This is a genomic window from Streptomyces chartreusis (assembly GCF_008704715.1).
GTDB lineage: Bacteria > Actinomycetota > Actinomycetes > Streptomycetales > Streptomycetaceae > Streptomyces > Streptomyces chartreusis.
This window is the reverse complement of the sequence record NZ_CP023689.1, coordinates 5,837,162-5,858,549: the sequence shown is the minus strand read 5'-3', so window position 1 is coordinate 5,858,549 and position 21,388 is coordinate 5,837,162. Positions and strand designations below refer to the sequence as shown.

19 protein-coding genes and 1 riboswitch are annotated in these 21,388 nt (G+C 71.0%); of the genes, 4 read left to right on the top strand and 15 right to left on the bottom strand.

Annotation, left to right across the window (positions count from 1 at the left end):
* Positions 1-3 precede the first annotated feature (3 nt).
* From CP983_RS25730 to CP983_RS25670, 13 genes are all read right to left on the bottom strand, one after another.
* Positions 4-969, bottom strand: coding sequence for a Ppx/GppA phosphatase family protein (locus CP983_RS25730; RefSeq protein WP_150502098.1), 966 nt, complete (start codon positions 967-969; stop codon positions 4-6).
* A gap of 129 nt (positions 970-1,098) precedes the next feature.
* Positions 1,099-1,617: a DUF501 domain-containing protein gene (locus tag CP983_RS25725; RefSeq protein WP_107905794.1), complete on the bottom strand. Its 519-nt coding sequence runs from the start codon at positions 1,615-1,617 to the stop codon at positions 1,099-1,101.
* A 25-nt stretch (positions 1,618-1,642) separates the two neighbouring features.
* Positions 1,643-2,116, bottom strand: coding sequence for an FtsB family cell division protein (locus CP983_RS25720; protein WP_107905795.1), 474 nt, complete (start codon positions 2,114-2,116; stop codon positions 1,643-1,645).
* Positions 2,117-2,216: 100 nt separating this feature from the next.
* Entirely contained in the window at positions 2,217-3,503 is a 1,287-nt protein-coding gene (gene eno / locus CP983_RS25715; protein ID WP_030949762.1) for a phosphopyruvate hydratase, read from the bottom strand.
* Between the two features lie 283 nt (positions 3,504-3,786).
* Entirely contained in the window at positions 3,787-4,473 is a 687-nt protein-coding gene (locus CP983_RS25710; RefSeq protein WP_030949760.1) for a transglycosylase family protein, read from the bottom strand.
* Positions 4,474-4,477: 4 nt separating this feature from the next.
* Positions 4,478-4,677: riboswitch (cyclic di-AMP (ydaO/yuaA leader) on the bottom strand.
* Positions 4,678-4,885: 208 nt separating this feature from the next.
* Complete coding sequence (locus CP983_RS25705; protein WP_150502096.1) at positions 4,886-5,944, bottom strand: transglycosylase family protein; 1,059 nt, start codon at positions 5,942-5,944, stop codon at positions 4,886-4,888.
* A gap of 166 nt (positions 5,945-6,110) precedes the next feature.
* Positions 6,111-7,403 carry a cytochrome P450 family protein gene (locus CP983_RS25700; protein WP_150502094.1) on the bottom strand — a complete coding sequence of 431 codons (1,293 nt, stop codon included), beginning with the start codon at positions 7,401-7,403 and terminating at the stop codon, positions 6,111-6,113.
* A gap of 87 nt (positions 7,404-7,490) precedes the next feature.
* Complete coding sequence (locus CP983_RS25695; RefSeq protein WP_150502092.1) at positions 7,491-8,471, bottom strand: nucleoside triphosphate pyrophosphohydrolase; 981 nt, start codon at positions 8,469-8,471, stop codon at positions 7,491-7,493.
* Positions 8,472-8,598: 127 nt separating this feature from the next.
* Positions 8,599-9,243 carry a SurA N-terminal domain-containing protein gene (locus tag CP983_RS25690; protein ID WP_125530032.1) on the bottom strand — a complete coding sequence of 215 codons (645 nt, stop codon included), beginning with the start codon at positions 9,241-9,243 and terminating at the stop codon, positions 8,599-8,601.
* 178 nt (positions 9,244-9,421) lie between these two features.
* The gene (locus CP983_RS25685; RefSeq protein WP_284677519.1) at positions 9,422-10,915 is read right to left on the bottom strand and encodes a serine/threonine-protein kinase; all 1,494 of its coding nucleotides are present in this window, start codon (positions 10,913-10,915) and stop codon (positions 9,422-9,424) included.
* Between the two features lie 38 nt (positions 10,916-10,953).
* Positions 10,954-11,589 (bottom strand): hypothetical protein, encoded by a 636-nt coding sequence (locus CP983_RS25680; protein WP_107905801.1) that lies wholly within the window; start codon positions 11,587-11,589, stop codon positions 10,954-10,956.
* A gap of 212 nt (positions 11,590-11,801) precedes the next feature.
* Entirely contained in the window at positions 11,802-12,545 is a 744-nt protein-coding gene (locus tag CP983_RS25675) for an N-acetyltransferase (protein WP_150502088.1), read from the bottom strand.
* Positions 12,546-12,588: 43 nt separating this feature from the next.
* Entirely contained in the window at positions 12,589-13,359 is a 771-nt protein-coding gene (locus CP983_RS25670; RefSeq protein ID WP_229914765.1) for an HNH endonuclease family protein, read from the bottom strand.
* Positions 13,360-13,536: 177 nt separating this feature from the next.
* On the opposite strand from CP983_RS25670, the gene CP983_RS25665 reads away from it, so the two are divergent.
* The gene (locus tag CP983_RS25665) at positions 13,537-13,719 is read left to right on the top strand and encodes an antitoxin (protein WP_107905802.1); all 183 of its coding nucleotides are present in this window, start codon (positions 13,537-13,539) and stop codon (positions 13,717-13,719) included.
* 186 nt (positions 13,720-13,905) lie between these two features.
* On the opposite strand, the gene CP983_RS25660 is transcribed toward CP983_RS25665, so the two are convergent.
* Positions 13,906-14,787 carry an SCO6745 family protein gene (locus CP983_RS25660; RefSeq protein ID WP_150502086.1) on the bottom strand — a complete coding sequence of 294 codons (882 nt, stop codon included), beginning with the start codon at positions 14,785-14,787 and terminating at the stop codon, positions 13,906-13,908.
* 120 nt (positions 14,788-14,907) lie between these two features.
* Here CP983_RS25660 and CP983_RS25655 point away from each other — a divergent pair, with 120 nt between their 5' ends.
* Both CP983_RS25655 and CP983_RS25650 read left to right on the top strand, forming a co-directional pair.
* Positions 14,908-15,489 (top strand): TetR/AcrR family transcriptional regulator, encoded by a 582-nt coding sequence (locus CP983_RS25655; protein WP_150502084.1) that lies wholly within the window; start codon positions 14,908-14,910, stop codon positions 15,487-15,489.
* Positions 15,490-15,559: 70 nt separating this feature from the next.
* Positions 15,560-15,988: an SgcJ/EcaC family oxidoreductase gene (locus tag CP983_RS25650; RefSeq protein ID WP_150502082.1), complete on the top strand. Its 429-nt coding sequence runs from the start codon at positions 15,560-15,562 to the stop codon at positions 15,986-15,988.
* An 87-nt stretch (positions 15,989-16,075) separates the two neighbouring features.
* On the opposite strand, the gene mfd is transcribed toward CP983_RS25650, so the two are convergent.
* Positions 16,076-19,606: a transcription-repair coupling factor gene (gene mfd / locus CP983_RS25645; protein WP_150502080.1), complete on the bottom strand. Its 3,531-nt coding sequence runs from the start codon at positions 19,604-19,606 to the stop codon at positions 16,076-16,078.
* A gap of 272 nt (positions 19,607-19,878) precedes the next feature.
* Between mfd and CP983_RS25640 the strand changes: the two genes are divergently transcribed.
* The gene (locus CP983_RS25640; RefSeq protein ID WP_150502079.1) at positions 19,879-21,336 is read left to right on the top strand and encodes a DUF2079 domain-containing protein; all 1,458 of its coding nucleotides are present in this window, start codon (positions 19,879-19,881) and stop codon (positions 21,334-21,336) included.
* Positions 21,337-21,388 lie beyond the last annotated feature (52 nt).

Genomic DNA, 21,388 nt, shown 5'->3' with positions numbered 1-21,388 from the left:
GGATCAGTGGCCGTTGCCGGCGGCCTCTTCCGCGACCTTGAAGGCGATGCCGTCGAGGATGTCGTGCTCGCTGACGACGACCTCCTCGGCGCCGGTCCGCTCCATGATCGCCAGCAGCACCAGCGCGCCGGCCGCGATGACGTCGACCCGGCCCGGGTGCATGGAGGGCACGGCCGCGCGCTCGGCGTGGGTGGAGCGCACCAGCCGGTCGGTGATCTCACGGACCCGGTCGAGGGTGACCCGGGAGTGGTGGATGCGCGCGGAGTCGTACTCGGGCAGGTCCTGCGCGATCGCCGACACCGTGGTGACCGAACCGGCCAGTCCCACCAGCGTCTTCGCCTCGCGCAGCGGCACCGTCTCCTCGGCGAGGTCGAGGGCAGCCTCGATGTCGGCCCGTATCGCGGCGACCTGTTCGGCGGAGGGCGGGTCGGAGACCGCGCCGTCGCGCACCAGGTGCCGCTCGGTCATCCGCACACAGCCGACGTCCACGGAGCGCGCCGCGCGGACGTGTTCCTCGCCGACGACGAACTCGGTCGAGCCGCCGCCGATGTCGACGACCAGATAGGGCCGGTGCAGATCCGTCCGCCCGGTCAGCTCCCTGGTCGCGCCGGTGAAGGAGAACTCCGCCTCCTGGTCCCCGGTGACGACCTCGGGCTCGACGCCCAGGATGTCCATGACGCCGCGCACGAACTCGTCCCGGTTCTCGGCGTCCCGCGAGGCGGACGTGGCGACGAAGCGCAGCCGCTCGGCGCCGTGCTCCTTGATGATCGCCGCGTAGTCGCGGCAGGCGGCGAAGGTGCGCTCCAGCGCCTCCGGCGCCAGCCGCCCCGTACGGTCGACCCCCTGGCCGAGGCGCACGATGGTCATCCGGCGGTCCAGATCGACGAGTTCACCGGTGGCCGGATCGACGTCGGCGACAAGGAGCCGGATGGAGTTCGTACCGCAGTCGATGGCGGCGACGCGGGTCATAGGGGACCTTTCAGGTACGGAGGCTCTTTCAGCCTGTCCGGCGTTTGAGGTCGAGGCCGTTCAGGCCGATGCGGGGGTCCGGGGGCGCAGCCCCCGGGACGGGACGGGCAGGGGCGGCGGGGGGCGAGATCACTCCGCCGCGACCACGCACGGTCCCTTCATCCACCACTCCGGCAGCATCGCGATCGCCTCGTCGCCGAGCGGGTTCACGCCCGGGCCGGCCGCCAGCGAGTGCGCGACCAGCACGTGCAGGCACTTCACCCGGTCCGGCATCCCGCCCGCGCTCGGGAACCCGGTCAGCTCCTCGATCTCGTCCCGCCGCCGGATGTAGTCCTCGTGCGCGGAGCGATACGCGGCGGCCAGCTCCGGATCGCTCTCCAGCCGCGCCGACATCTCCTTCATCACCCCGTTCGCCTCCAGCGTGCCGATCGCCGAGGAGGCCTTCGGGCACGTCAGGTAGTACAGCGTCGGGAAGGGCGTGCCGTCGGGCAGGCGAGGGGCCGTCTCGACCACGTCCGGCTGGCCGCACGGGCACCGGTGCGCGATCGCGCGCAGCCCGCGCGGAGGACGGCCGAGCTGCTGCTTGAAGGCCTCGACATCCGCGTCGGTGGGCTCGGTGCGCGGGGTGGGCGGCGGGGGCGTTTCCATGCCTGTCTTTCTATCGGTTCGGATCTCACCGGGCGGCGTCGGCCTTGTCGACACCGTCCCAGATGTTCGCGTACCAGGGTCGGTCGGCCGCGCTCTGGTCGGTCCGCGACTTCCTGGCCGCGTCCGGGTCGACCACGATGTAGCCGGTCTCCCCGGGCATCACATAGTGCAGCCGCTGCCGGATCTGCTGCTCGGCGTACGCGTCGTCCTGCCAGCGTGCCTTGATGTCACGCAGGTCCTCGACGCGCTGTGCGGCCTCCTCCTTCTCGCGCTGGAGGTCGGCGATCTCGGCACGCTGGGAGACGTACTGCCTTATGGGGTAGGCCAGCGCCACGACCAGGGAGCAGACCACCAGCGCGAGCAGCGCGGCCCGTCCGGTGAGCCGGGAACGCCGGGCCTGCCGCTTTGTCTGGGAGCGGTAGACGCGGGCCGCCGTCTGCTCGCCGAGCAACCGGATCCTGGTCGCGGTGGAGAAACGGTCCCGGTCCTTGACGGCCATCGGCTCTCGCCTCCCCTTTCACGTGCATACGTCCCCGCACACGGTACGGGACCGAGTACGGGGACGTACGTACGACTGGCTAAGCCTTACCCAGGTGGGGTCAGCCCTTGAAGCGCGGGAAGGCGCTGCGGCCGGCGTACACCGCGGCGTCGTCGAGGATCTCCTCGATGCGCAGCAGCTGGTTGTACTTGGCGACGCGCTCGGAGCGGGCCGGGGCGCCGGTCTTGATCTGGCCGCAGTTGGTGGCGACGGCCAGGTCGGCGATGGTGACGTCCTCGGTCTCGCCGGAGCGGTGCGACATCATGCACTTGAAGCCGCTGCGCTGGGCCAGCTCGACGGCGTCCAGGGTCTCGGTGAGCGAGCCGATCTGGTTGACCTTCACGAGCAGCGCGTTGGCGGCGCCGTCCTCGATGCCGCGGGCCAGGCGCTCCGGGTTGGTGACGAACAGGTCGTCGCCGACGATCTGGACCTTGTCGCCGAGCTTGTCGGTGAGGACCTTCCAGCCCGCCCAGTCGTCCTCGAACAGCGGGTCCTCGATGGAGACGAGCGGGTAGGCCGCCACGAGCTCCTCGTAGTACTCCGTCATCTCGGCGGCGGAGCGCTCCTTGCCCTCGAAGAGGTACTTGCCGTCCTTGTAGAACTCGGAGGCGGCGACGTCGAGCGCGAGGGCGATCTGCTCGCCGGGGGCGTAGCCGGCTTCCTTGATGGCCTCGAGGATGAGGTCGAGGGCCTCGCGGTTGGAGCCGAGGTTCGGGGCGAAGCCGCCCTCGTCGCCGAGGCCGGTGGACAGGCCGCGGCCCTTCAGCACCTTCTTGAGGGTGTGGTAGACCTCGGTGCCCCAGCGCAGGGCCTCGGAGAAGGACTCCGCGCCGATCGGGGCGATCATGAACTCCTGGATGTCGACGTTGGAGTCCGCGTGGGATCCACCGTTGAGGATGTTCATCATCGGGACGGGCAGCAGGTGCGCGTTCGGGCCACCGAGGTAGCGGAACAGCGGCAGGTCGGACGCCTCGGAGGCGGCGTGGGCCACGGCGAGGGAGACGCCGAGGATGGCGTTGGCGCCGAGGGAGCCCTTGTTGTCGGTGGCGTCCAGGTCGAACATGGCCTGGTCGATCAGGCGCTGCTCGGTGGCGTCGTAGCCGACCAGCTCCGGGCCGATCTGCTCGATGACGGCGAGGACGGCCTTCTCGACACCCTTGCCCTGGTAGCGGTTCGGGTCACCGTCGCGGAGCTCGATGGCTTCGAAGGCACCCGTCGAGGCGCCGGACGGAACGGCGGCACGACCCGTGCTGCCGTCGTCGAGGCCGACCTCGACCTCGACCGTGGGATTGCCTCGGGAGTCCAGGATTTCCCGGGCTACGACGACGTCGATGGACGGCACGAGCATCTCCTTCATGGGATGTGACGCGGGTACGCAGTCCGCGGTGGGTACTGCGAGACGAGCCTAACCGGCTCCGGGCATCAGACCAGCGGTCGACCGCCCCGTGGACAGAACCGAGAGTAAATTGTTTCCGAACGGAACAAAGACACGGTACAAAAAACCCCGCCCCGGTGCGTACGGGGGAAGACGCACCGAGGCGGGGAGCATGGGGACGGGGGTGACCCTCACGACGCCCTCACTATGAGGTCCACGTATGTGAAGGCGCCGTGGTTCAGCTGTCGCCCGTCTGTTACTTCAGGTGCAGCTGCTGACCGGGGTAGATCAGGTTGGCGTCCTCGACGATGTCCTTGTTCAGCTTGAAGAGCTTCTCCCAGCCGCCCTTGACGTCGTGCTCGGCCGCGATCGAGCTGAGGGTGTCACCCTTGGCGACCTTGTACTCGCCGTCGCCCTTCTTGACCTTCTTGCCGGTCGGGGTGGTGACGGTCTTGGTGCTCTTCTTGGCGGCCGGGCGGTCGGCGGAGCGGGAGGCCGACTGCTGCTCGGAGGAGCGCGTGGTGGACTCGGTGCTCTGCGAGGAGCCGGCGGAGGAGCCGTTGTACGCGGCGCTCGACAGGCCGGTGCCGCAGTTCGGCCAGGCACCCTTGCCCTGGCCCGCGAGGACCTTCTCGCCTATCGCGATCTGCTGGGCCTTGGTGGCCTGGTCGGCGGTGGCGGCGTACTGGGTGCCGCCGTACGCGGCCCAGGTGGAGGCGGAGAACTGCAGACCGCCGTAGTAGCCGTTGCCGGTGTTGATCGACCAGTTGCCGCCGGCCTCGCACTGGGCGACGGCGTCCCACTCGGAGGCGGTGGCGGCGGAGGCGCTGCCCGCGGCCATCAGCGGGGCGGCGACGGCGGCGGCACCGGTGACGCCGACGACGGCGATGGCGCGAGCGGCCTTGGACGGACGACGGTGCTTGCCCTTGCTGGAAAACAGCATGGTTGGATCCCCTCACCGACGCCTACGAGGTGAGCTGTCGGGTTCGGGCCGGTTGAGTTGCCCGGCCGCGCAGGTGCACCTTTCGGCTCCCGCTGCGCGACTTCACCCCGAGCCGGTTCCGGCGGCGCGGCCCCGAAGGACCTCAACTGCCGGACCCGGCGCAAACCTTGGGTCCCCCGCTCCTGCCTACGGCGCTTGACGCGACGACTGTTCCCGTACGGCCGCCGGCAGGATTCGGCGTGACGGCTGTAGGGGCCCGCTCTGGTGGCGAGCGGTCACGACCGTAGACACGCGATTCGCGGAATTACAAAGACGATCAGGGCTTCTGAGATCTATCTCTCACTACTTTCAAAACGGACATTCAACGCGAAACGTGACGTGAACTGCCGTTGTTTTTCGCCCTGTTCGCCCGTTATTCGACGGGGACGTCCAGCGTCTGACCGGGAGCGATGTGGTCAGCTTCGGCACCGATGGCCTGCTCGTTCGCCCGGTACAGCGCGCGCCATCCGCCGTCGAGGTCAAGGGAGTCGGCGATGGAGGCGAGCGTGTCGCCCTCGCGGACCTTGTACGAGGCGTGGCGCCCGGCGGACTTGGTGCTCGCCTCGCCGGCGCCGCTCTCTTCGGCGCTGGGGCCGCGGTGCTTTCCGGTGCCGCTCGTCACCTCTTCGACCGCACCCTTGGCCTCGCCGTCGACCGAACCGGTGTCGACGAGGCTCCAGGAACCGGCATCCTGTGACCAGTTGTCCTGATTGTCCGCCTCAGGCGCCTCGGCGGGCGAGCCCTCCGGCGACTGAGACGCCGTCGCCTCGGGCGACGCATCGGACTTCGAGGACTTGTCGGACTTCGACGATGAAGACGGAGAAGAAGAGGACTTCCCGGGCGATTCGGACGAATCATCCGGAGTGCCGCTCGCCGACTGCGAGGGATCACCGGACGGCGTGGACGCCTCCGAGGAACCGTCGGAGTCGGAACCCTCTGACGAATCAGATGAATTCGACGAGCCGGACGAGTTGGACGAATCGAGCAATCCGGAGGATCCGGACACCTCGGAGGGCGAGTCGCCCTCCACCCCGGTGTCGAGGTCGACCGATCCGGACTTCTTGGTGAGCCCGTTGAGCACCGCGCACGTGCCCCACGGCTTGGTCCCCTGGTCCGCGAGGATCTTCTGCGCCACGGCGATCTGCTGCGAGCGGCTGGCCAGGTCGGGGCTGGTGGCGTAGTCGAGGCCGCCGTACGCCTCCCAGTCGTCCTGGGTCAACTGGAGACCGCCGTACTGCCCGTTGCCTTCGTCGGCGCTCCACGAGCCGCCGCTCTCGCACTCGGCCACCTTGTCCCAGACGGTTCCGTCGGCCGCGCTCGCGCCGGTGGCGCCGAGGAGCGGGATGGCGATCGCGGATCCGGTGACTCCGGCCGCGACGAGGAGAGCCGGAGCCTGACGGGGGCGACGGTGACGACCGTTCCCGGAGAGCATGCGGGGACCTTTCGCGAGGCAGCACTGAACACGGCGCGTAAAACCTGGACGCCTTGTTGATCCGTGAACGTATAGGCAGACGATCACTTGTCACAAGTTAATGCCGCGTAGATCACGTGAAGATCACAGACATGAGTGCGTGTCACGTTTGCCGAGGGGGACGTACTCACCCAACGGGGGTGAACTCCACCGGAAGCATACGCAGTCCGCGCATGATGAGTCCGCCCCGCCACCTCAACTCCTCGGGATCCACGGCGAGTCGGAGATCCGGGAGGCGGGTGAGGAGCGTGGCGAGCGCGGTCTGGCCCTCCAGACGGGCGAGCGGGGCACCGAGGCAGTAGTGGATGCCGTGGCCGTAGCCGAGGTGCTGGTTGTCGCGGCGGCCGAGGTCCAGGACGTCGGGGTCGGCGAACCGCTCCGGGTCCCGGTCGGCGGCGGCCAGCACGACCAGCACGGGGTCGCCGGCCGCGATGTCCTGCCCGCCGATGGTGAGCGGCTCGGTGGCGAAGCGCCAGGTGGCGAGCTCGACCGGGCCGTCGTAGCGCAGGAGTTCCTCGACGCCGGTCTCCAGGAGGGCGGTCTCGTGGGCGGCCAGGGAGGTCTGGAGGCGGGCGCGCTGCTCGGGGTGGGTGAGCAGGGCGAAGGTGCCGTTGCCGATGAGGTTGACGGTCGTCTCGAAGCCGGCGAACAGCAGGATGAAGGCCATGGCCGCGGCCTCGTTCTCGGTGAGGTGCTCACCGTGGTCGGAGGCGCGGATGAGACCGGAGATGAGGTCCTCGCCGGGGTCGGGGGTGGCCGGAAGTGCCTCGCGCTTGCGGTGGATCAGATCGGCCAGATAGCCGCGCATCTTCTTCACGGACCGCGCGACCCCGCCCCTCGGGCCGCCCTGGTGCCGGATCATCATGCCCGCCCAGTCCCGGAAGTCGTCCTGGTCCTCGCGCGGGACGCCCAGCAGGTCGCAGATCGCGTAGATGGGGAGGGGGAAGGCGAAGTCGTGGATGAGGTCGGCACTCCCCCGGTCCGCGAACCGGTCGATGAGCTGATCGGTGAGCTCCTGCACCCGTGGCTCGAACTCGGCGACCCTGCGCGGCGTGAACGCCTTGGAGACGAGCCGCCGGAGCCTGGTGTGGTCCGGCGGATCGATGTTGAGCAGATGCGTCATCAGGTCGGCCTTGCGCTCCCCCGGGATACCCGTCTTGCCCTTGGCGTGCGCGGGCTCGTCGTGGTGGGCCGGGTTCTTGGAGAGCCGGTTGTCGGCGAGCGTCTGCTTGGCGTCGGCGTACCGGGTGACCAGCCAGGCCTCCACCCCGCTGGGGAGCCGCGTCCGGTGCACGGGGGCGTTCTCCCGGAGCCAGGCGTAGGCGGGGTAGGGGTCCGTCGCGAACTCCCAGGTGAAGAGTTCGGGGGCCTCGGGGTGGGGGGTCGGGGGTGGGGCTGGTTGGTCACTCCTTGACGGTATCCGGAGGGGAGAGGGGGGCGGCCGGGTGGTGGCGGGGACGGGTGCGGCCCGCGGCAGTCGGCTTCGGCCCTGACGTCACCGGCGGTGCTACGAGGGCGCCCCCTCCGCCGCCCGTACCGCGTCCCGGTACGCGCGGGCCGCGACCCGCAGGGCCGCTTCCGGGTCCACTCCGGCCGCCTCCGCGCGGACGGCCATCGCGAGCAGCTCGTAGCCGATGCCGTCACCGGTCGGCAGCGGTACGTCCAGGCCGGCCGTGCGGACTCTGGACGCCAGCTTCGCGGCGAGGGCGAGGCCCGGCTGGCCGAGGGGGATGCCCTCCGTCACCGACTCCCGGCGCTTCTCCTCGGCCTTCGTGCGCAGCCAGTGCTCCTTGACCTCCTCGGGGGTCGTCGCCGTCTCGTCGCCGAAGACATGGGGGTGGCGGTGGATGAGCTTGGTGACGATGCCGCCGGCGACGTCGTCGATGGAGAAGGGGGCCTCCGGGTCCTCCTCGGCGATCCGGGAGTGGAAGACGACCTGGAGGAGGACGTCGCCCAGTTCCTCGCGGAGTTCGTCGCGGTCGCCGTCCTCGATCGCCTCGACCAGCTCGTAGGCCTCCTCAATGCCGTACTTCGCCAGGCCCTTGTGGGTCTGCTGGGAGGACCACGGGCACTCGACGCGGATGCGGTCCATGACCTGGACGAGGTCGAGGAGGCGGGCACCGGGGAGGTCGTAGGAGGCGGGGAGCAGTTCCAGTTCCGGCATCGTCACGCGGCCCGTGCCGGCCAGGCGGGCGAGGCCGTCGGTGAGCGCGGGCTCGCCCTCGCCGGTCGCCACGACCACGACGCTGCGGCCGCCGGCGCACGTGTCGATCAGTTCCTGGGCGGTCGGGGCGGCCTCGTCGACCGGTATCCCGGCCTCGCGCAGATACGGCAGCTGCGGATGGGCGCCGTCCGCGCACAGCACGCGGTCGGCGGAGCGCAGCGCCTGCCACGCGGGCCAGGACAGCAGGCCGGGGGCGACGCGGTGGCTGGTGGTGAGCAGGACGATGCGGCCGGCGGCGGCGGTTTCGGGACTGGTTGCGTTCACGATCCGAACGTAACCCAAGGGACCCACAAGACCCCGGGTTATCCACAGGCCGGGCGACGGTTCCGGAGTTGTCCACAGGGGGCGGAGCCGAGACGCCCCGCCCCTCCGGTGGCCGCCGCGGCCGTCGTCACATCGCGGGCTGAGCCCCCGCCGCCGTCACCTCGCGCACCCACGGTGTCTTCGCGTCCGCGCGGCTGCTCTTCTGGACGTCCCAGGTGCCGTAGCGCGGGTTCACGTCGATGTCGAGGTCCTTGGAAGCCGCGGCCAGGGCGTTCCAGAAGGCCGGCTTGCCGGTGTCGGTGCCGAGGACGGTGGCGAGCTTCTGGGCCTCCAGCTGGAGGCGGAGGTTCTCGTCGAGGCGCTGCGGCGGGATGCCGTACTGCTGGAGCCAGGCGGTCTCCAGCGCCTTGGCGCCGCCGGCCTGGCCCTCCAGGTCGGCGCGCATCTGCTGGATCTCCTTGCGGGTGACGCTCACGTCGGCGTCCTCGGCGGCCTTGTGCAGCACCTCGTCGAGAACCATGTTGTGCAGGACGTCGCGCGGGAGGGTGCCCGACTTGGCGATGACCTGCGCGTAGGCGGCCTCGTCCGGTACGGCGTCACGCTGCGCCGTGCGGACCTCGCTCACCCTGTTCTCCAGCTGCGACACGGTGATCCGCTGGCCGCCGACCACGGCCGCCGCACCGGGGTGCGCGTCGTTACCGCAGGCGGTGAGCAGAGGTGCCGCGACGATCGCGGCGGAGAGGAGAAGCGCGGTGCGACGGCGGCGGTGCAAGGAGACCTCCCGAGGAGAGCTTGTGCGACGGTGCACAAAGTCTTGCGGTGATCGATGGTAGGCAGTGGGCAAGCTCTGGCCAACCCATTGGACCAACGATTCACCAGGACTTCGGGCACCGCCGCACCGCGCCGAGCGGGCATCGGCCCGTGCGAGGACCCGGCCATACGGTGCCGGACTAGCCGCGCACCTGCCCCAGCCACTGCAAGGTGCGCCGTACCTCCGTCGCGACCGGGTGGCCGGGTCCGTGCAGGCGCTCCACGTCCATCAGCAGGCGGGCCAGGGTGTCGTGGGCGGCGGGGCGGTCGCCCACGGCTAGCAGGAGGTGGCCGATGCGGCGGCGGACGTCGTGGGCGAGCTCGGGGTCGCCGGAGACGTACTGGTTCTCGTAGTACGGCAGCAGCGCCCGGTACTCGGTGAGCGCGGCGGCCGGCTGGCCGAGCTGTTCCAGGCACTGGGCGACGTCGTAGCGGAAGCGCAGGGCCTGCGGGTCGGCCTGGCCGGCCTCGGCGGCGCGCTCGTCGGCGAGGCGGCGCAGTTCGGGCAGCGCGCGCCGGTACTGGCCGTCGTCCATGAGGGTGGCCGCGTACTGCTTGCGCAGGGTGCGCACGACCGGGGAGTGCTCGCCGTGCTGTTCGGCCGCGGTGGGCAGGATCGCGCCGAGGATGTCGACGGCCTGGGTGATGCTGCCCTCGCCGAGCAGGCGCTTGACCTCGTCGACGGCACGCGCGACATCCGGCTTCCCGTCGGCGGGTGTGACGGGGGTGGCCGGCGCGGGCTGGGGCGCGGGGGTCCTGGCACGGTCCGGCCAGGGGGCGTGCGGGCGCAGGAAGGGGCGGGTGGGGTCGAGCGGCGCTCCGGTGTGGACGCCGCGCGCGGGCAGCAGCGGCGCCAGGTCCTCGTACACCTCCTGCGCGGAGGCGGGGCGGTGCTGCGGGTCCTTCGCGAGCAGGCGCAGGACCAGGGCTTCGAGTGCCTCGGGGACCTCGGGGCGGGTCCGGCGCACGGGCTGCGGCGGCTCGTACAGGTGCCGGTGCAGTACGCCGAGCGCCGTCGAGCCGGAGAACGGCACGTCTCCGCTGAGGAGTTCGTGCAGGACCACACCGAGTGCGTACAGGTCGGTGTAGGGGCCGACCGCGCCCCCCATCGCCTGCTCGGGGGCCATGTAGGCCGGCGAGCCGATGGGGGTGCCGGTGTGGGTGAGGCGGGTGGTGTCGGCGTCCATGACGGAGGCGACACCGAGGTCGAGGACGGTGACCGTGCCGTCCTGCTTCACCATCAGGTTGCGCGGCTTGAGGTCGCGGTGGACGATCGGCACCGCGTGCACGGCACTCAGTACGGCGCACAGTTGCGCGGCGATCGCGACCGCCCACTGCCAGGGGTACGGGTCGTGCTCGGCGAGATGCGCGGCGAGGTCCGCACCGTCGACGTACTGCATGACGAGGAACAGCTCCTCGCCCTCGCTGCCCGCGTCGTGCACCGTCACCAGCCCGGGGTGGTCGACCTGCGCGGTCACCCGGCACTCGCGCACGAACCGGCGGCGCAGCTCGTCCGCCTCCTGCCCGGCCACCTTGTCGGGGCGCAGCAGCTTCACCGCCACGCGCCGGTCGAGCCGTTGGTCGTACGCCGTCCAGACCTGGCCCATGCCGCCCTGTCCGATGAGCGCGGACAGGGCGTAACGGCCGGCGACGACACGTCCTGTCGTCACGGTCACCGTCCGCCCTCGTCGCCGTCCGGGCGGGTGTCGTGCTTGCGCAGGTAGTCACTGAGCTCGTCGAGCTCGGCGCGCACCTGGTCGATGCGCGCGGGCGCGGGGCGCTGCGGGGGCGTGGGCGGCGGCGCGGGCGTGCGCGGCATCGGCGTCTGCGACATCGGGGTGCCGGGCAGGGGCCGCTGGGGTATCGGCGGCGACTGCGGCACCGTGGTGGCGGTGTACGGCGACTGGGCCTGCGGGTAGCCGTAGGCGGGGGACGCCTGCCGCTGCCCGGCGTAGCCGGAGAAGCGGAGCTGGTGGAAGTGGCGTATGTCCGCGGAGAGGTAGTAGGCGATCGCGGCCACCATGCCGCCCAGGACGAGGGCGAGGCCCGTCCAGCCGCCGACGGTGTGGATCTCGTCGCCCGGCTCGGAGCCCATCAGGTACAGGCCGAGGAACTCCACCACGATCGAAGCCGCGAACAGGACCCAGTCGAGCGCCCTGCGGGTCACGATCGCCAGGCGCAGCATCATCACCCACATCAGCAGGCCGAAGCTCAGCACCGACATCACGACGAAGACCACGCGCAGGAAGACCAGCCAACCGGTGGGCGGCGGCTGGTTCACCGGCTGCGGATAGCCGTGGCCTTGCATGACTGCTCCTGATGCCTGAGGTGGGCGCGCGGGGTCGACCGACCCTGCCCGGTACGGGACAACCTCGGTCGTGTGATTGTCGCTTCGAGCGTATAGGTCGACACCGACATGGGGTCACTGGTTGTACCGAACCGTTGTCGTGCTGATCACTTCCCGCGACGGCGCAGGTCGCGCGGAGCCTCGGCTTCCGGCTCCGCGCGCCCCCGGGCGGCTCAGAGTGGGTGCCGCATCCACACATTGGGCTCGACGTACACCGCGTAGCCCCGCTCCGGCTCGCACCGCACCGGCACCAGCGCGCCGGGCACCTCGACGTCGCCCGGGACGTCGAAGGGCAGCCCGGTCCAGCGGCGCCACTGCTCCAGCGATCCGGCGACGGTCATGGAGGCCGGGGCGATGGAGTCGATCGTGGCTCCGGCGCGGACGTGGACGCGCAGCCACGGGTCGTGGGGCAGGCCGTCGGGGCGTACCCGGCGGGCGTACTCCTCGATGGGGGTGCGCGGTTCGAGGTGCTTGGCGTTGGGGCGGACCGGCGCGACGACCTCGTCGAAGCCCTGGGCGCGGGCATTGGCCCGCATCGCGCCGAGCATCCGCGCGGACAGGCCCCCGCCGAGCGCGTGCGGGGCGATGACGACGGAGATGGCGCTGACGGTGTCGGGGCGGACGCCGCCGCGCAGGTCCGCGAAGGCCCACACCAGCACCTCGTCCCAGCCCCGGGCGGGCAGCCGGCCGCGGCCCTCGGCATCGAGGGCGAACGGAACGCTGAACGCATGGGCGACCACCGCTCCCCGCTCGTCCTCCGCGAACAGCGCGTACTCCGGGAACTCCCGGGGGATCCGGGCGTAGTGCGCGTTGCCCACGGGGTCCTGGACGACGAACTCCGGCCATGTGTCCGGCATCGCCAGGACCCGCTGGAGCATCTCGGGCCGTTCCGCCAGGCTCCACACCTTCAGTTCCATGCCGGAACCGTAGGCGCGTGGTGTCCGCGCCGGAAACCCGTTTTCAGCCACCGCACTGACGCAGCATTGTTTCCTTGTCGGCGCCGGTCACGGGGAGTTCGTACTTCAGTGACACCTGGGCGAAGCGCACCGCGTAGGAGCAGCGGATGCCCTTGTTCGGGGGCAGCCAGGACGCGGGGCCGGAGTCGCCCTTGGAGCTGTTGGTCGGGCCGTCGACCGGTATGAGGTTGAGGGGGTCGTTGGCGATGTCCTGGCGCTTGCCCTCCGGCCAGCGGGAGGCGCCCATCTGCCAGTCGTACGACAGCGGCATGACGTGGTCGATCTGCACGGTCGTGGCCCGGGACTTGGTCCACTCGATCGTCCGGCCCGTGTACGGGTCGTGCAGCGTCATCGAGGCCACGACACAGTCGGAGCCGGAGCGGTTGCGGACGTCCTCGCCGTCGCGCTTGAGCAGGTCGTTGCGGGTGTCGCAGCCGTTGCGGGAGAACGGGACGCCGCCCGGCGCCGAGTCCATCCACGCGTAGCCGAACTCGTCCCGGTCGTAGCCCGTCTTGGGGCCGCGGCCCTTGGTCGCCACCTTCTCGATCAGCTCCCGGGCCTTGGACCGGTCGGCGTCCGAGGTGAGCGGCGCAAGGCCCGGTTTCGTGCCGTCGGGGTTGTCCAGCGGGCTCACCGCGCGGCCGGACCCGGGGGCCGGGGCCGCGCCGGAGGCCCCGTCGTCCACGGGTAGATCGACGTTCTCGCATCCCCCCAGGACCAGCACCATGCCGAGCATCGCAGCGGCGCTCGCCGCCCCGCCCTTCAGACGCGTCACGATGCGCCCCTCCCCTGCCGCGCGATCCGCCCCGCACAGGCGGTTTTCCCCGGTACTCCGTCGCGCACACGGTAGCGACCCGGCGCACGGCGGCATTCAGGAGGCCCGACCCAATCGCGCATACTTCGCAACTCGGGCGTATCGTCGGTGGTGAATCACCTCGGGAAGGAGCTCTGGATGGGCATCTTCGACAGGTTCAAGAACCGCCAGGCACAGGACAAGGCGAAGCAAGCGTCCGACACCGCGGAGCGCAAGGTCAACGAGAGGACGGGCAACAAGTACGAGGGCCAGGTCGACGAAGCGCAGCAGAGGATGGAGCGCGAACTCGGCATGGACCGCGACAAGCCCGATCAGCCGTAGGACCGGCAGCCGCGGAGGGCCGGGGACCCAACTGAGGGCCCGAGGCCCACGGAACGCCCAAAGACACGAACCGCCTTGGGCACAGGGGCCGTCCGCGCAGAGAGCCCCACCTCCACGCGGACGGCTTCGCGCGGCCGGCGTCTCCCGTGCGTGACCGCCGTGAGCCTCGGCGGCCACTGAACCTCGTCAGACCTTCCCGATCCCCAGCGTCGTCTCCGAAGGCAGTAGCCCGGAGGACAGCACCGCAACCCAGAACTCACCGAGCAGTTCCACGAGGCGGTCGATCTCCGCCCCGGTGAGCGATTGCCATGGTGCGGCGGCGAGTTGGTCGGTGTATCCCTCCACGGTGCCGCGCAGTTCGCGGCCGGCGTCCGTGGCCGCGCCGTCGGCGTCGACCAGACCTCGGGCGGCCAGGCGGTCACGAGCCGACTCCCATTCCCCGGCGCTCCAGCCACGACTCTCGAAACGCTCGACGGACGCGGCGCCTATCGCGGCGAAGGACACCAGTGCCTCGACGGGGTCCAGGCCGGCCACCATCAGGGCGGCTATGTGACCGTCGCCGCGATGTTCACGCAGGATCGTCGCCGCGTGCCAGAGCTGGAGGTGCGGGGCCTCCGGCCAGTCCAGGGCGGCGTTGGCCGCGGCGAGCGGGCGGCCCGCGGTGTTCGCGGCCTCGGCCGCGCGACGGACGAGGGCCGCGAGCTCGGCCAGTTCGACACTGTTCACCCGGTCGCCGAATATCGCGCGGTAGGCCCGGTCGATCCCGCGCACCCGTGCCCGCAGCACGGCCTCGGGGCCCGCGATCTTCCAGGCGGGGTCGATGTGTTCGGCCACGATGCGCGGGCTGAAGCTGTAGAACGCGGACGCGACACTCTCCGCGCCGGCCGCTCCCAACGGCGCCGCCCGGTAAGGGAAGTAGCTCGGCCAGCGCTCCTCGGTGGCGTACCCGAGCTCGGCGGCCTCCTCGAAGGCCTCCGGCGCGTAATACAGCACCGCGTGCAGCGGCTCCAGCAGATGCCAGAGCTGTCGTACCCGACCCGAATCGATCCCGCTGTCCTGCTTCGCCATGGCGTGCCCCCAGCCCCTCTCCACAACTTGACACTGACAAGATTGCCCGGCTCCTCAGAACTTGTCAACGCCTAGATGGGAAAAACTTGTCGGCGCCTAGATTGCGCGTACGCTGCTGCCATGACGCAGCAGACCTCTTCTCGCCGCCCGTACCACCACGGCGACCTGCGGCGAGCCATCCTCACGACCGCGCTCGACGTCATCGCCACCGACGGTCCGTCCGCGCTCAGCCTGCGTGACCTGGCCCGCCGCGCCGGTGTCTCGCACGCCGCGCCGGCCCATCACTTCAGGGACCGCACCGGGCTGCTCACGGCGATCGCCGCCGAAGGGTTCGGACTGCTGTCGACCGCGCTCATCGAGGCGGCGGACCTGAAGGACGCGGGCGTGCGCTACGTGCGCTTCGCCCGCGAACACCCCGCGCACTTCCAGGTGATGTTCTCGCCCGATCTGCTGCGCAACGACGACCTGGAACTGACCACGGCCCGCGCCCTCGCCGGTGATGCCCTGCGCGGCGCCGTCGCCGTCGTACGCCCCGAGGAGCTCGGCATCGAGCCCCGCATGGCCTCCGTCGCCGCCTGGTCCCTGGCGCACGGCTTCGCCACGCTGCTCCTCAGCCACAACCTCGACGGCCCGCTCGGCGACCAGGACCCCGAGGAGGTCTTCCGGACCCTGGCGTCGATGCTGTTCCGCGGCGCCACCTGAACACGCCCCACCGCGAAGCCCGCAACCGACGCTTGACCTCAACTCCACTTGAGGTCCCACAGTGATCGGCATGACCACCGAAACAGCCTCCGCCAAGGCCGCTGCCGACGCCGACGCCGACGCCGACCTCCGAGCCATAGCCGAAGTCGTGGCCACCGTGGAACGCACCCAGCGCGCCAAGGACCCCGAAGGCTTCCTCGCCCTCTTCCACCCCGACGCGCTGTGGACCACCGCCCACGGCAAGGTCCTCATCGGCTTCGACGCCATCGCCGAGTTCACCCGGGCCGTACTGCCCGCGGCGACCTGGGACGGCGACGTCACGTACGAGACCGTGCACACGCAGTTCCTGCGGCCGGACGTGGCGGCCGTCAAGGTCCGGCAGGTCTACCACTCACCGGCCGGCGACACGGAAGGCGCCCCGCTGTACGTCATGACCAGGCAGGACGACGGCAGGTGGCTGCTGCACGCCTGCCAGAACACCGAGGTCCGCGCCGACTGAAGCACCGACATCTGACCAACCGCCGCCCGCAACCCGGCCTGCCGTGCCCTCCCCGCTACGCGCGCCATACCCGCCCTGCCCGCGAGGTCACGACCCCAGAATCGAAGCCAGGAACTCCCCGACCCACCCGAGCAACTCCCGCCCGACCAGCGGCTTCCCGCCCACCTTCGCGGTCTTCGGGCGGGGCACCAGCAGCTGGTGCACGGCAGGCTTGATGACGGTGCCCGGGTACAGCCGCTTGACCCGCAGCTCCTGGGACTCCCGCAACTCCACCGGCGCGAAGCGGATGTTGTTGCCCTGGAGGACGATCTCGCCGACGCCGCACGCGCGGGCCAGCATGCGCAGGCCCGCCACCAGCAGCAAGTTCTCGACGGGCTCGGGCAACTTGCCGTAGCGGTCGACGAGTTCCTCCCGCACGGAGGTGACGTCCTCCTCCGTGTTGGCGGAGGCGATGGCGCGGTACGCCTGCAGCCTGAGCCGCTCCCCGGGGGCGTAGTCGTGCGGGACGTGCGCGTCGACCGGGAGCTCGATCTTGACCTCCAGCGGCGGCTCCTCCTCGACACCACCCTCCAGGGACGCGCGGTAGTCCGCGACCGCCTCGCCGACCATACGGACGTACAGGTCGAAGCCGACGCCGGCGATGTGGCCGGACTGCTCGCCGCCCAGCAGATTGCCCGCGCCGCGGATCTCCAGGTCCTTCATGGCCACGTACATGCCCGCGCCCATCTCGGTGTGCTGGGCGATGGTGGCGAGACGCTCGTGGGCGGTCTCCGTCAGCGGCTTCTCCGGCGGGTACAGGAAGTACGCGTAACCGCGTTCCCGGCCTCGGCCCACCCGGCCGCGCAGCTGGTGCAGCTGGGACAGGCCGAAGTTGTCGCCGCGCTCGACGATCAGGGTGTTGGCGTTGGAGATGTCGATGCCGGACTCGACGATCGTCGTCGAGACGAGCACGTCGAACTTCTTCTCCCAGAAGTCGACGACGACCTGCTCCAGGGCCGACTCGGACATCTGGCCGTGCGCCGTCGCGATCCGCGCCTCGGGGACGATCTCGCGCAGCCGGGCGGCCGCGCGGTCGATCGACTCGACCCGGTTGTGGATGTAGAAGACCTGGCCCTCGCGCAGCAGTTCACGGCGGATCGCGGCGCCGATCTGCTTCTCCTCGTACGGGCCGACGAAGGTCAGGACCGGGTGCCGCTCCTCCGGCGGGGTGGTGATCGTCGACATCTCGCGGATGCCGGTGACCGCCATCTCCAGGGTTCTGGGGATCGGGGTCGCGGACATCGTCAGGACGTCGACGTTGGCGCGCAGCTTCTTCAGCTGTTCCTTGTGCTCGACGCCGAAGCGCTGCTCCTCGTCGACGATGACCAGGCCCAAATCCTTGAACTTGGTCTCCGACGCGAACAGCCGGTGCGTGCCGATGACGATGTCCACCGCGCCGTCCTTTAGGCCCTCCAGGACAGCCTTCGCCTCGGTGTCGGTCTGGAAGCGGGACAGCGCCCGGGTGTTGACCGGGAACTGCGAGTAGCGCTCGGAGAACGTCCCGAAGTGCTGCTGCACCAGCAGCGTCGTCGGCACCAGGACCGCGACCTGCTTGCCGTCCTGCACCGCCTTGAAGGCGGCCCGCACCGCAATCTCCGTCTTGCCGTAGCCGACGTCGCCGCAGATCAGGCGGTCCATCGGGACCGACTTCTCCATGTCCTCCTTGACCTCGGCGATGGTCGTCAGCTGGTCCGGGGTCTCGGCGTAGGGGAAGGCGTCCTCCAGCTCGCGCTGCCAGGGGGTGTCCGAGCCGAAGGCGTGCCCGGGTGCCGCCATGCGCGCGCTGTAGAGCTTGATCAGGTCGGCGGCGATCTCCTTGACGGCCTTCTTGGCCCGCGCCTTGGTCTTCGTCCAGTCGGCGCCGCCCAGACGGTGCAGCGTGGGTGCCTCGCCGCCGACGTACTTGGTGATCTGCTCCAGCTGGTCGGTGGGGATGTAGAGCCGGTCGCCGGGCTGGCCGCGCTTGGCGGGGGCGTACTCGACGACGAGGTACTCGCGCGTGGCGCCCTGCACGGTGCGCTGCACCATCTCGATGTAGCGGCCGACGCCGTGCTGTTCGTGGACGATGTAGTCGCCCGTCTCCAGGCTGAGCGGGTCGATGGTCTTGCGGCGGCGGGCCGGCATCCGCGCGCCGTCCTTGCCGGCCGCCTTCTGCCCGGACAGGTCGGTCTCGGTGAGGACGGCCAGTCTGAGGGCGGGGTCCACGAAGCCGTAGTCGATCGAACCGCAGGCGACATGGACGACGGAGGGGGAGATCTCCCCCAGGTCGGCCTCCAGGCGGGCCGCGACGCCCTCGCCGCCGAGCACCTCGACCGTGCGGGCGGCCGGGCCGTGGGCCTCGGTCACGAAGACCGTGCGCCAGCCGTCGGCGAGCCAGCCCTTGGTGTCGGCGAGAGCCTTCGCGGTGTCGCCGCGGTACGACTCGGGGGCGTGCATGCCGAGCTTGAGGGTGTCCGCGTCCAGTTCGTCGTCGGCGGCGAACGGCGAGACCGACCACCACATCATGTCCAGCTCGCGGGCGCGGTCGCGGACGTCCGCGATGGACCACAGGGAGGCCGCGCCGACGTCGATGGGCGCCTCGCCGCCGCCGGCCGTGGCGGCCCAGGACGCCTGCAGGAACTCCTGGCTCGTCGCCACGAGGTCGGCGGCACGCGTGCGTACCCGCTCGGGATCGCACACGACGGCCATGGCGCCCTTGGGCAGGACGTCGAGCAGCAGCTCCATGTCGTCGACGAGGACGGGGGCGAGGGACTCCATGCCCTCGACCGCGATGCCCTCGGCGATCTTGCCGAGCAGTTCGCCGAGCTCGGGGTGCTCCTCGGCGAGGGCACGCGCGCGTGCGCGTACGTCGTCGGTGAGGAGGAGTTCCCGGCAGGGCGGGGCCCACAGGCCGTGCTCGGCGACTTCGAGGGAGCGCTGGTCGGCGACCTTGAAGTAGCGGATCTCCTCGATGTCGTCGCCCCAGAACTCGACGCGCAGGGGGTGTTCCTCGGTGGGCGGGAAGACGTCGAGGATGCCGCCTCGGACGGCGAACTCGCCGCGCTTCTCGACGAGCTCCACGCGGGCGTACGCGGCGGCCGCGAGGGCGTCCACGACGGCGTTCAGGTCGGCGGTCCGGCCGGTGCGCAGGGCCACCGGCTCCAGGTCGCCGAGGCCCTTGACCTGGGGCTGGAGGACGGAGCGCACGGGGGCGACGACGACGGAGACCGGGCCGGTCTCGGGGTCGTCGGAGCTGGGGTGGGCGAGGCGGCGGAGCACCGCGAGCCGGCGGCCCACGGTGTCGCTGCGGGGGCTGAGGCGCTCGTGCGGCAGGGTCTCCCAGGACGGGTACTCCACCACGCCCTCCGACGGGAGGAGGGAGCGCAGGGCCGCGGCCAGGTCCTCCGCCTCGCGGCCCGTCGCCGTCACCGCGAGCAGCGGACGGTCGGTCTCGCGGGCGAGGGCGGCGATCGCGAACGGGCGCGCCGCGGGGGGTCCGACCAGGTCGACGTGCATGCGGTTGCCGTCTGCGGCCGCCGTGATCGCTTCCGCGAGGGCGGTGTCCTTGACTACGGCGTCGAGCAGACCGTGCAGACTCATGGAGGGCGCTTCCGTCCGAGGGGGTGGGCAACACGAAGGGCCCGACACGCGAGACGGGCCGGGTGTTCCAGCGTACGTCGCGGCGCGGGCGGACGCCGGGGCCTGTGGATAACGTCCGTTCTCCCGTGTTCGGCGCTGCCGCGAGGACCGGCCTCGACGGCACCATGTCGTCGACCGCGTCGAACGCGGGACGGGCCGAGAGCAGTCGAACGCGGGACGGGCCGAAAGCACCTGAACGGCGGCGAAAAGTCCGCACCGCGTAAGGTCCCTCCATGCCCACCCCCGCCGCCTCCACCACCCCTGACGCGTCCCCGGACCCTCACATACCGGCCCCGAGGACCCCGCACGACCCCGGGGCGGGCCGCCCCGAACCGGGCCGGCGTGACCCGTGGCTGCTGGCCGCCGCGCTGTTCGTCGGGTACGCGATCGTCTCCGTGGGCCGTTACCGGCATCTTGGGCAGAAGTCGTGGGACCTCGGGATATTCGAGCAGGTCATACGGTCCTACGCGCATCTCCAGGCGCCGATCGCCGACCTGAAGGGACCGGGGTTCAACATCCTGGGGGATCACTTCAGCCCGGTGACCGTGCTGCTGGCGCCGGTGTACCGGATCTTCCCCTCGTCGATCACCCTGCTGGTGGCGCAGGCGGCGCTGTTCGCGCTCTCCGCGGTCCCCGTCACACGGGCCGCGGCCCGGCTGCTCGGGCGGCGCAGCGGCCTGGCGATCGGTGTCGCGTACGGGCTGTCGTGGGGGCTCCAGCAGGCGGTCGACTTCGACTTCCACGAGATCTGCTTCGCCGTACCGCTGATCGCCTTCAGCCTCGAAGCGCTCCTCGCTCGGCGGTGGCGGGCCGCTCTGCTCTGGGCGCTTCCGCTGGTCCTGGTGAAGGAGGACCTGGGTCTCACGCTCACGGCACTCGCGCTGGTGGTGGCCTGGCGGGCCCGGCAGGAGTCGCCGCGCGCGGCCCGGTGGGGGCTCGGCGTCGCCGTGTTCGGCGTGGTGGCCCTCGCGCTGACGCTGCTCGTGGTCATACCGAGCTTCAACTCGGCGGGCACCTACGACTACTGGAACAAGGTCGACGAGTCGGGCGGCGGTGGCCCCTTCGACGGCCTCGACACGAAGCTGCGTACGCTCGCCTGGCTCCTGATACCGACCACCGGGCTGCTCGCCCTGCGATCCCCCATCCTGCTGGCCGCCCTGCCCACGATCGGCTGGCGCTTCGTCTCCGCCTACCCGCAGTACTGGGGCACGGACTGGCACTACAGCGCCGTCCTCATGCCGGTCGTCACCTTCGCGCTCGTCGACGCCCTCGTGATCCACCGGAACAGCACGCGCGCGTGGCTGCGTTCGTACGTCCAGCACCTGCCCGCCGCCGTCGCGGCCGCCTCGCTCGCGCTGACGACCTCGCTGCCGCTGGCCGATCTGACGGAGGGCGAGATCTACCGCAAGCCCGCGCGCGTGAGCGCGATAGAGCGCCTCCTGGCCGAGGTTCCCGACGGCGCCTCCGTCGAGGCGAACATCGCGCCGATCAGCCGGCTCACCTCGCGCTGCCGGGTCTTCTGGGTCAGCAACACCCATGGCGTCGAACCCGACTTCATCGCCCTCGACAACTCCCGCAAGCGCTACCGCGACGTCGAGTCGTACGCCCGCACCCTGCACCCCGACGCCCGGTACGCCGTGACGGGCACCGCCTTCGGAGTCGTACTCCTGGAGCGCCAGACCGCGGGCTGACCGCGAAGGCGGCCCCGAATACAGCCGGGCCCGGTCCGGAAGGTGGCAGTGC

Excerpts from the sequence above, each read along its gene's own strand:
- CP983_RS25730 (WP_150502098.1), bottom strand. The coding sequence starts at position 969 with ATGACCCGCGTCGCCGCCATCGACTGCGGTACGAACTCCATCCGGCTC.
- CP983_RS25725 (WP_107905794.1), bottom strand. The coding sequence starts at position 1,617 with ATGGAAACGCCCCCGCCGCCCACCCCGCGCACCGAGCCCACCGACGCG.
- CP983_RS25720 (WP_107905795.1), bottom strand. The coding sequence starts at position 2,116 with ATGGCCGTCAAGGACCGGGACCGTTTCTCCACCGCGACCAGGATCCGG.
- eno (WP_030949762.1), bottom strand. The coding sequence starts at position 3,503 with ATGCTCGTGCCGTCCATCGACGTCGTCGTAGCCCGGGAAATCCTGGAC.
- CP983_RS25710 (WP_030949760.1), bottom strand. The coding sequence starts at position 4,473 with ATGCTGTTTTCCAGCAAGGGCAAGCACCGTCGTCCGTCCAAGGCCGCT.
- CP983_RS25705 (WP_150502096.1), bottom strand. The coding sequence starts at position 5,944 with ATGCTCTCCGGGAACGGTCGTCACCGTCGCCCCCGTCAGGCTCCGGCT.
- CP983_RS25680 (WP_107905801.1), bottom strand. The coding sequence starts at position 11,589 with ATGCAAGGCCACGGCTATCCGCAGCCGGTGAACCAGCCGCCGCCCACC.
- CP983_RS25675 (WP_150502088.1), bottom strand. The coding sequence starts at position 12,545 with ATGGAACTGAAGGTGTGGAGCCTGGCGGAACGGCCCGAGATGCTCCAG.
- CP983_RS25665 (WP_107905802.1), top strand. The coding sequence starts at position 13,537 with ATGGGCATCTTCGACAGGTTCAAGAACCGCCAGGCACAGGACAAGGCG.
- CP983_RS25660 (WP_150502086.1), bottom strand. The coding sequence starts at position 14,787 with ATGGCGAAGCAGGACAGCGGGATCGATTCGGGTCGGGTACGACAGCTC.
- CP983_RS25655 (WP_150502084.1), top strand. The coding sequence starts at position 14,908 with ATGACGCAGCAGACCTCTTCTCGCCGCCCGTACCACCACGGCGACCTG.
- CP983_RS25650 (WP_150502082.1), top strand. The coding sequence starts at position 15,560 with ATGACCACCGAAACAGCCTCCGCCAAGGCCGCTGCCGACGCCGACGCC.
- mfd (WP_150502080.1), bottom strand. The coding sequence starts at position 19,606 with ATGAGTCTGCACGGTCTGCTCGACGCCGTAGTCAAGGACACCGCCCTC.
- CP983_RS25640 (WP_150502079.1), top strand. The coding sequence starts at position 19,879 with ATGCCCACCCCCGCCGCCTCCACCACCCCTGACGCGTCCCCGGACCCT.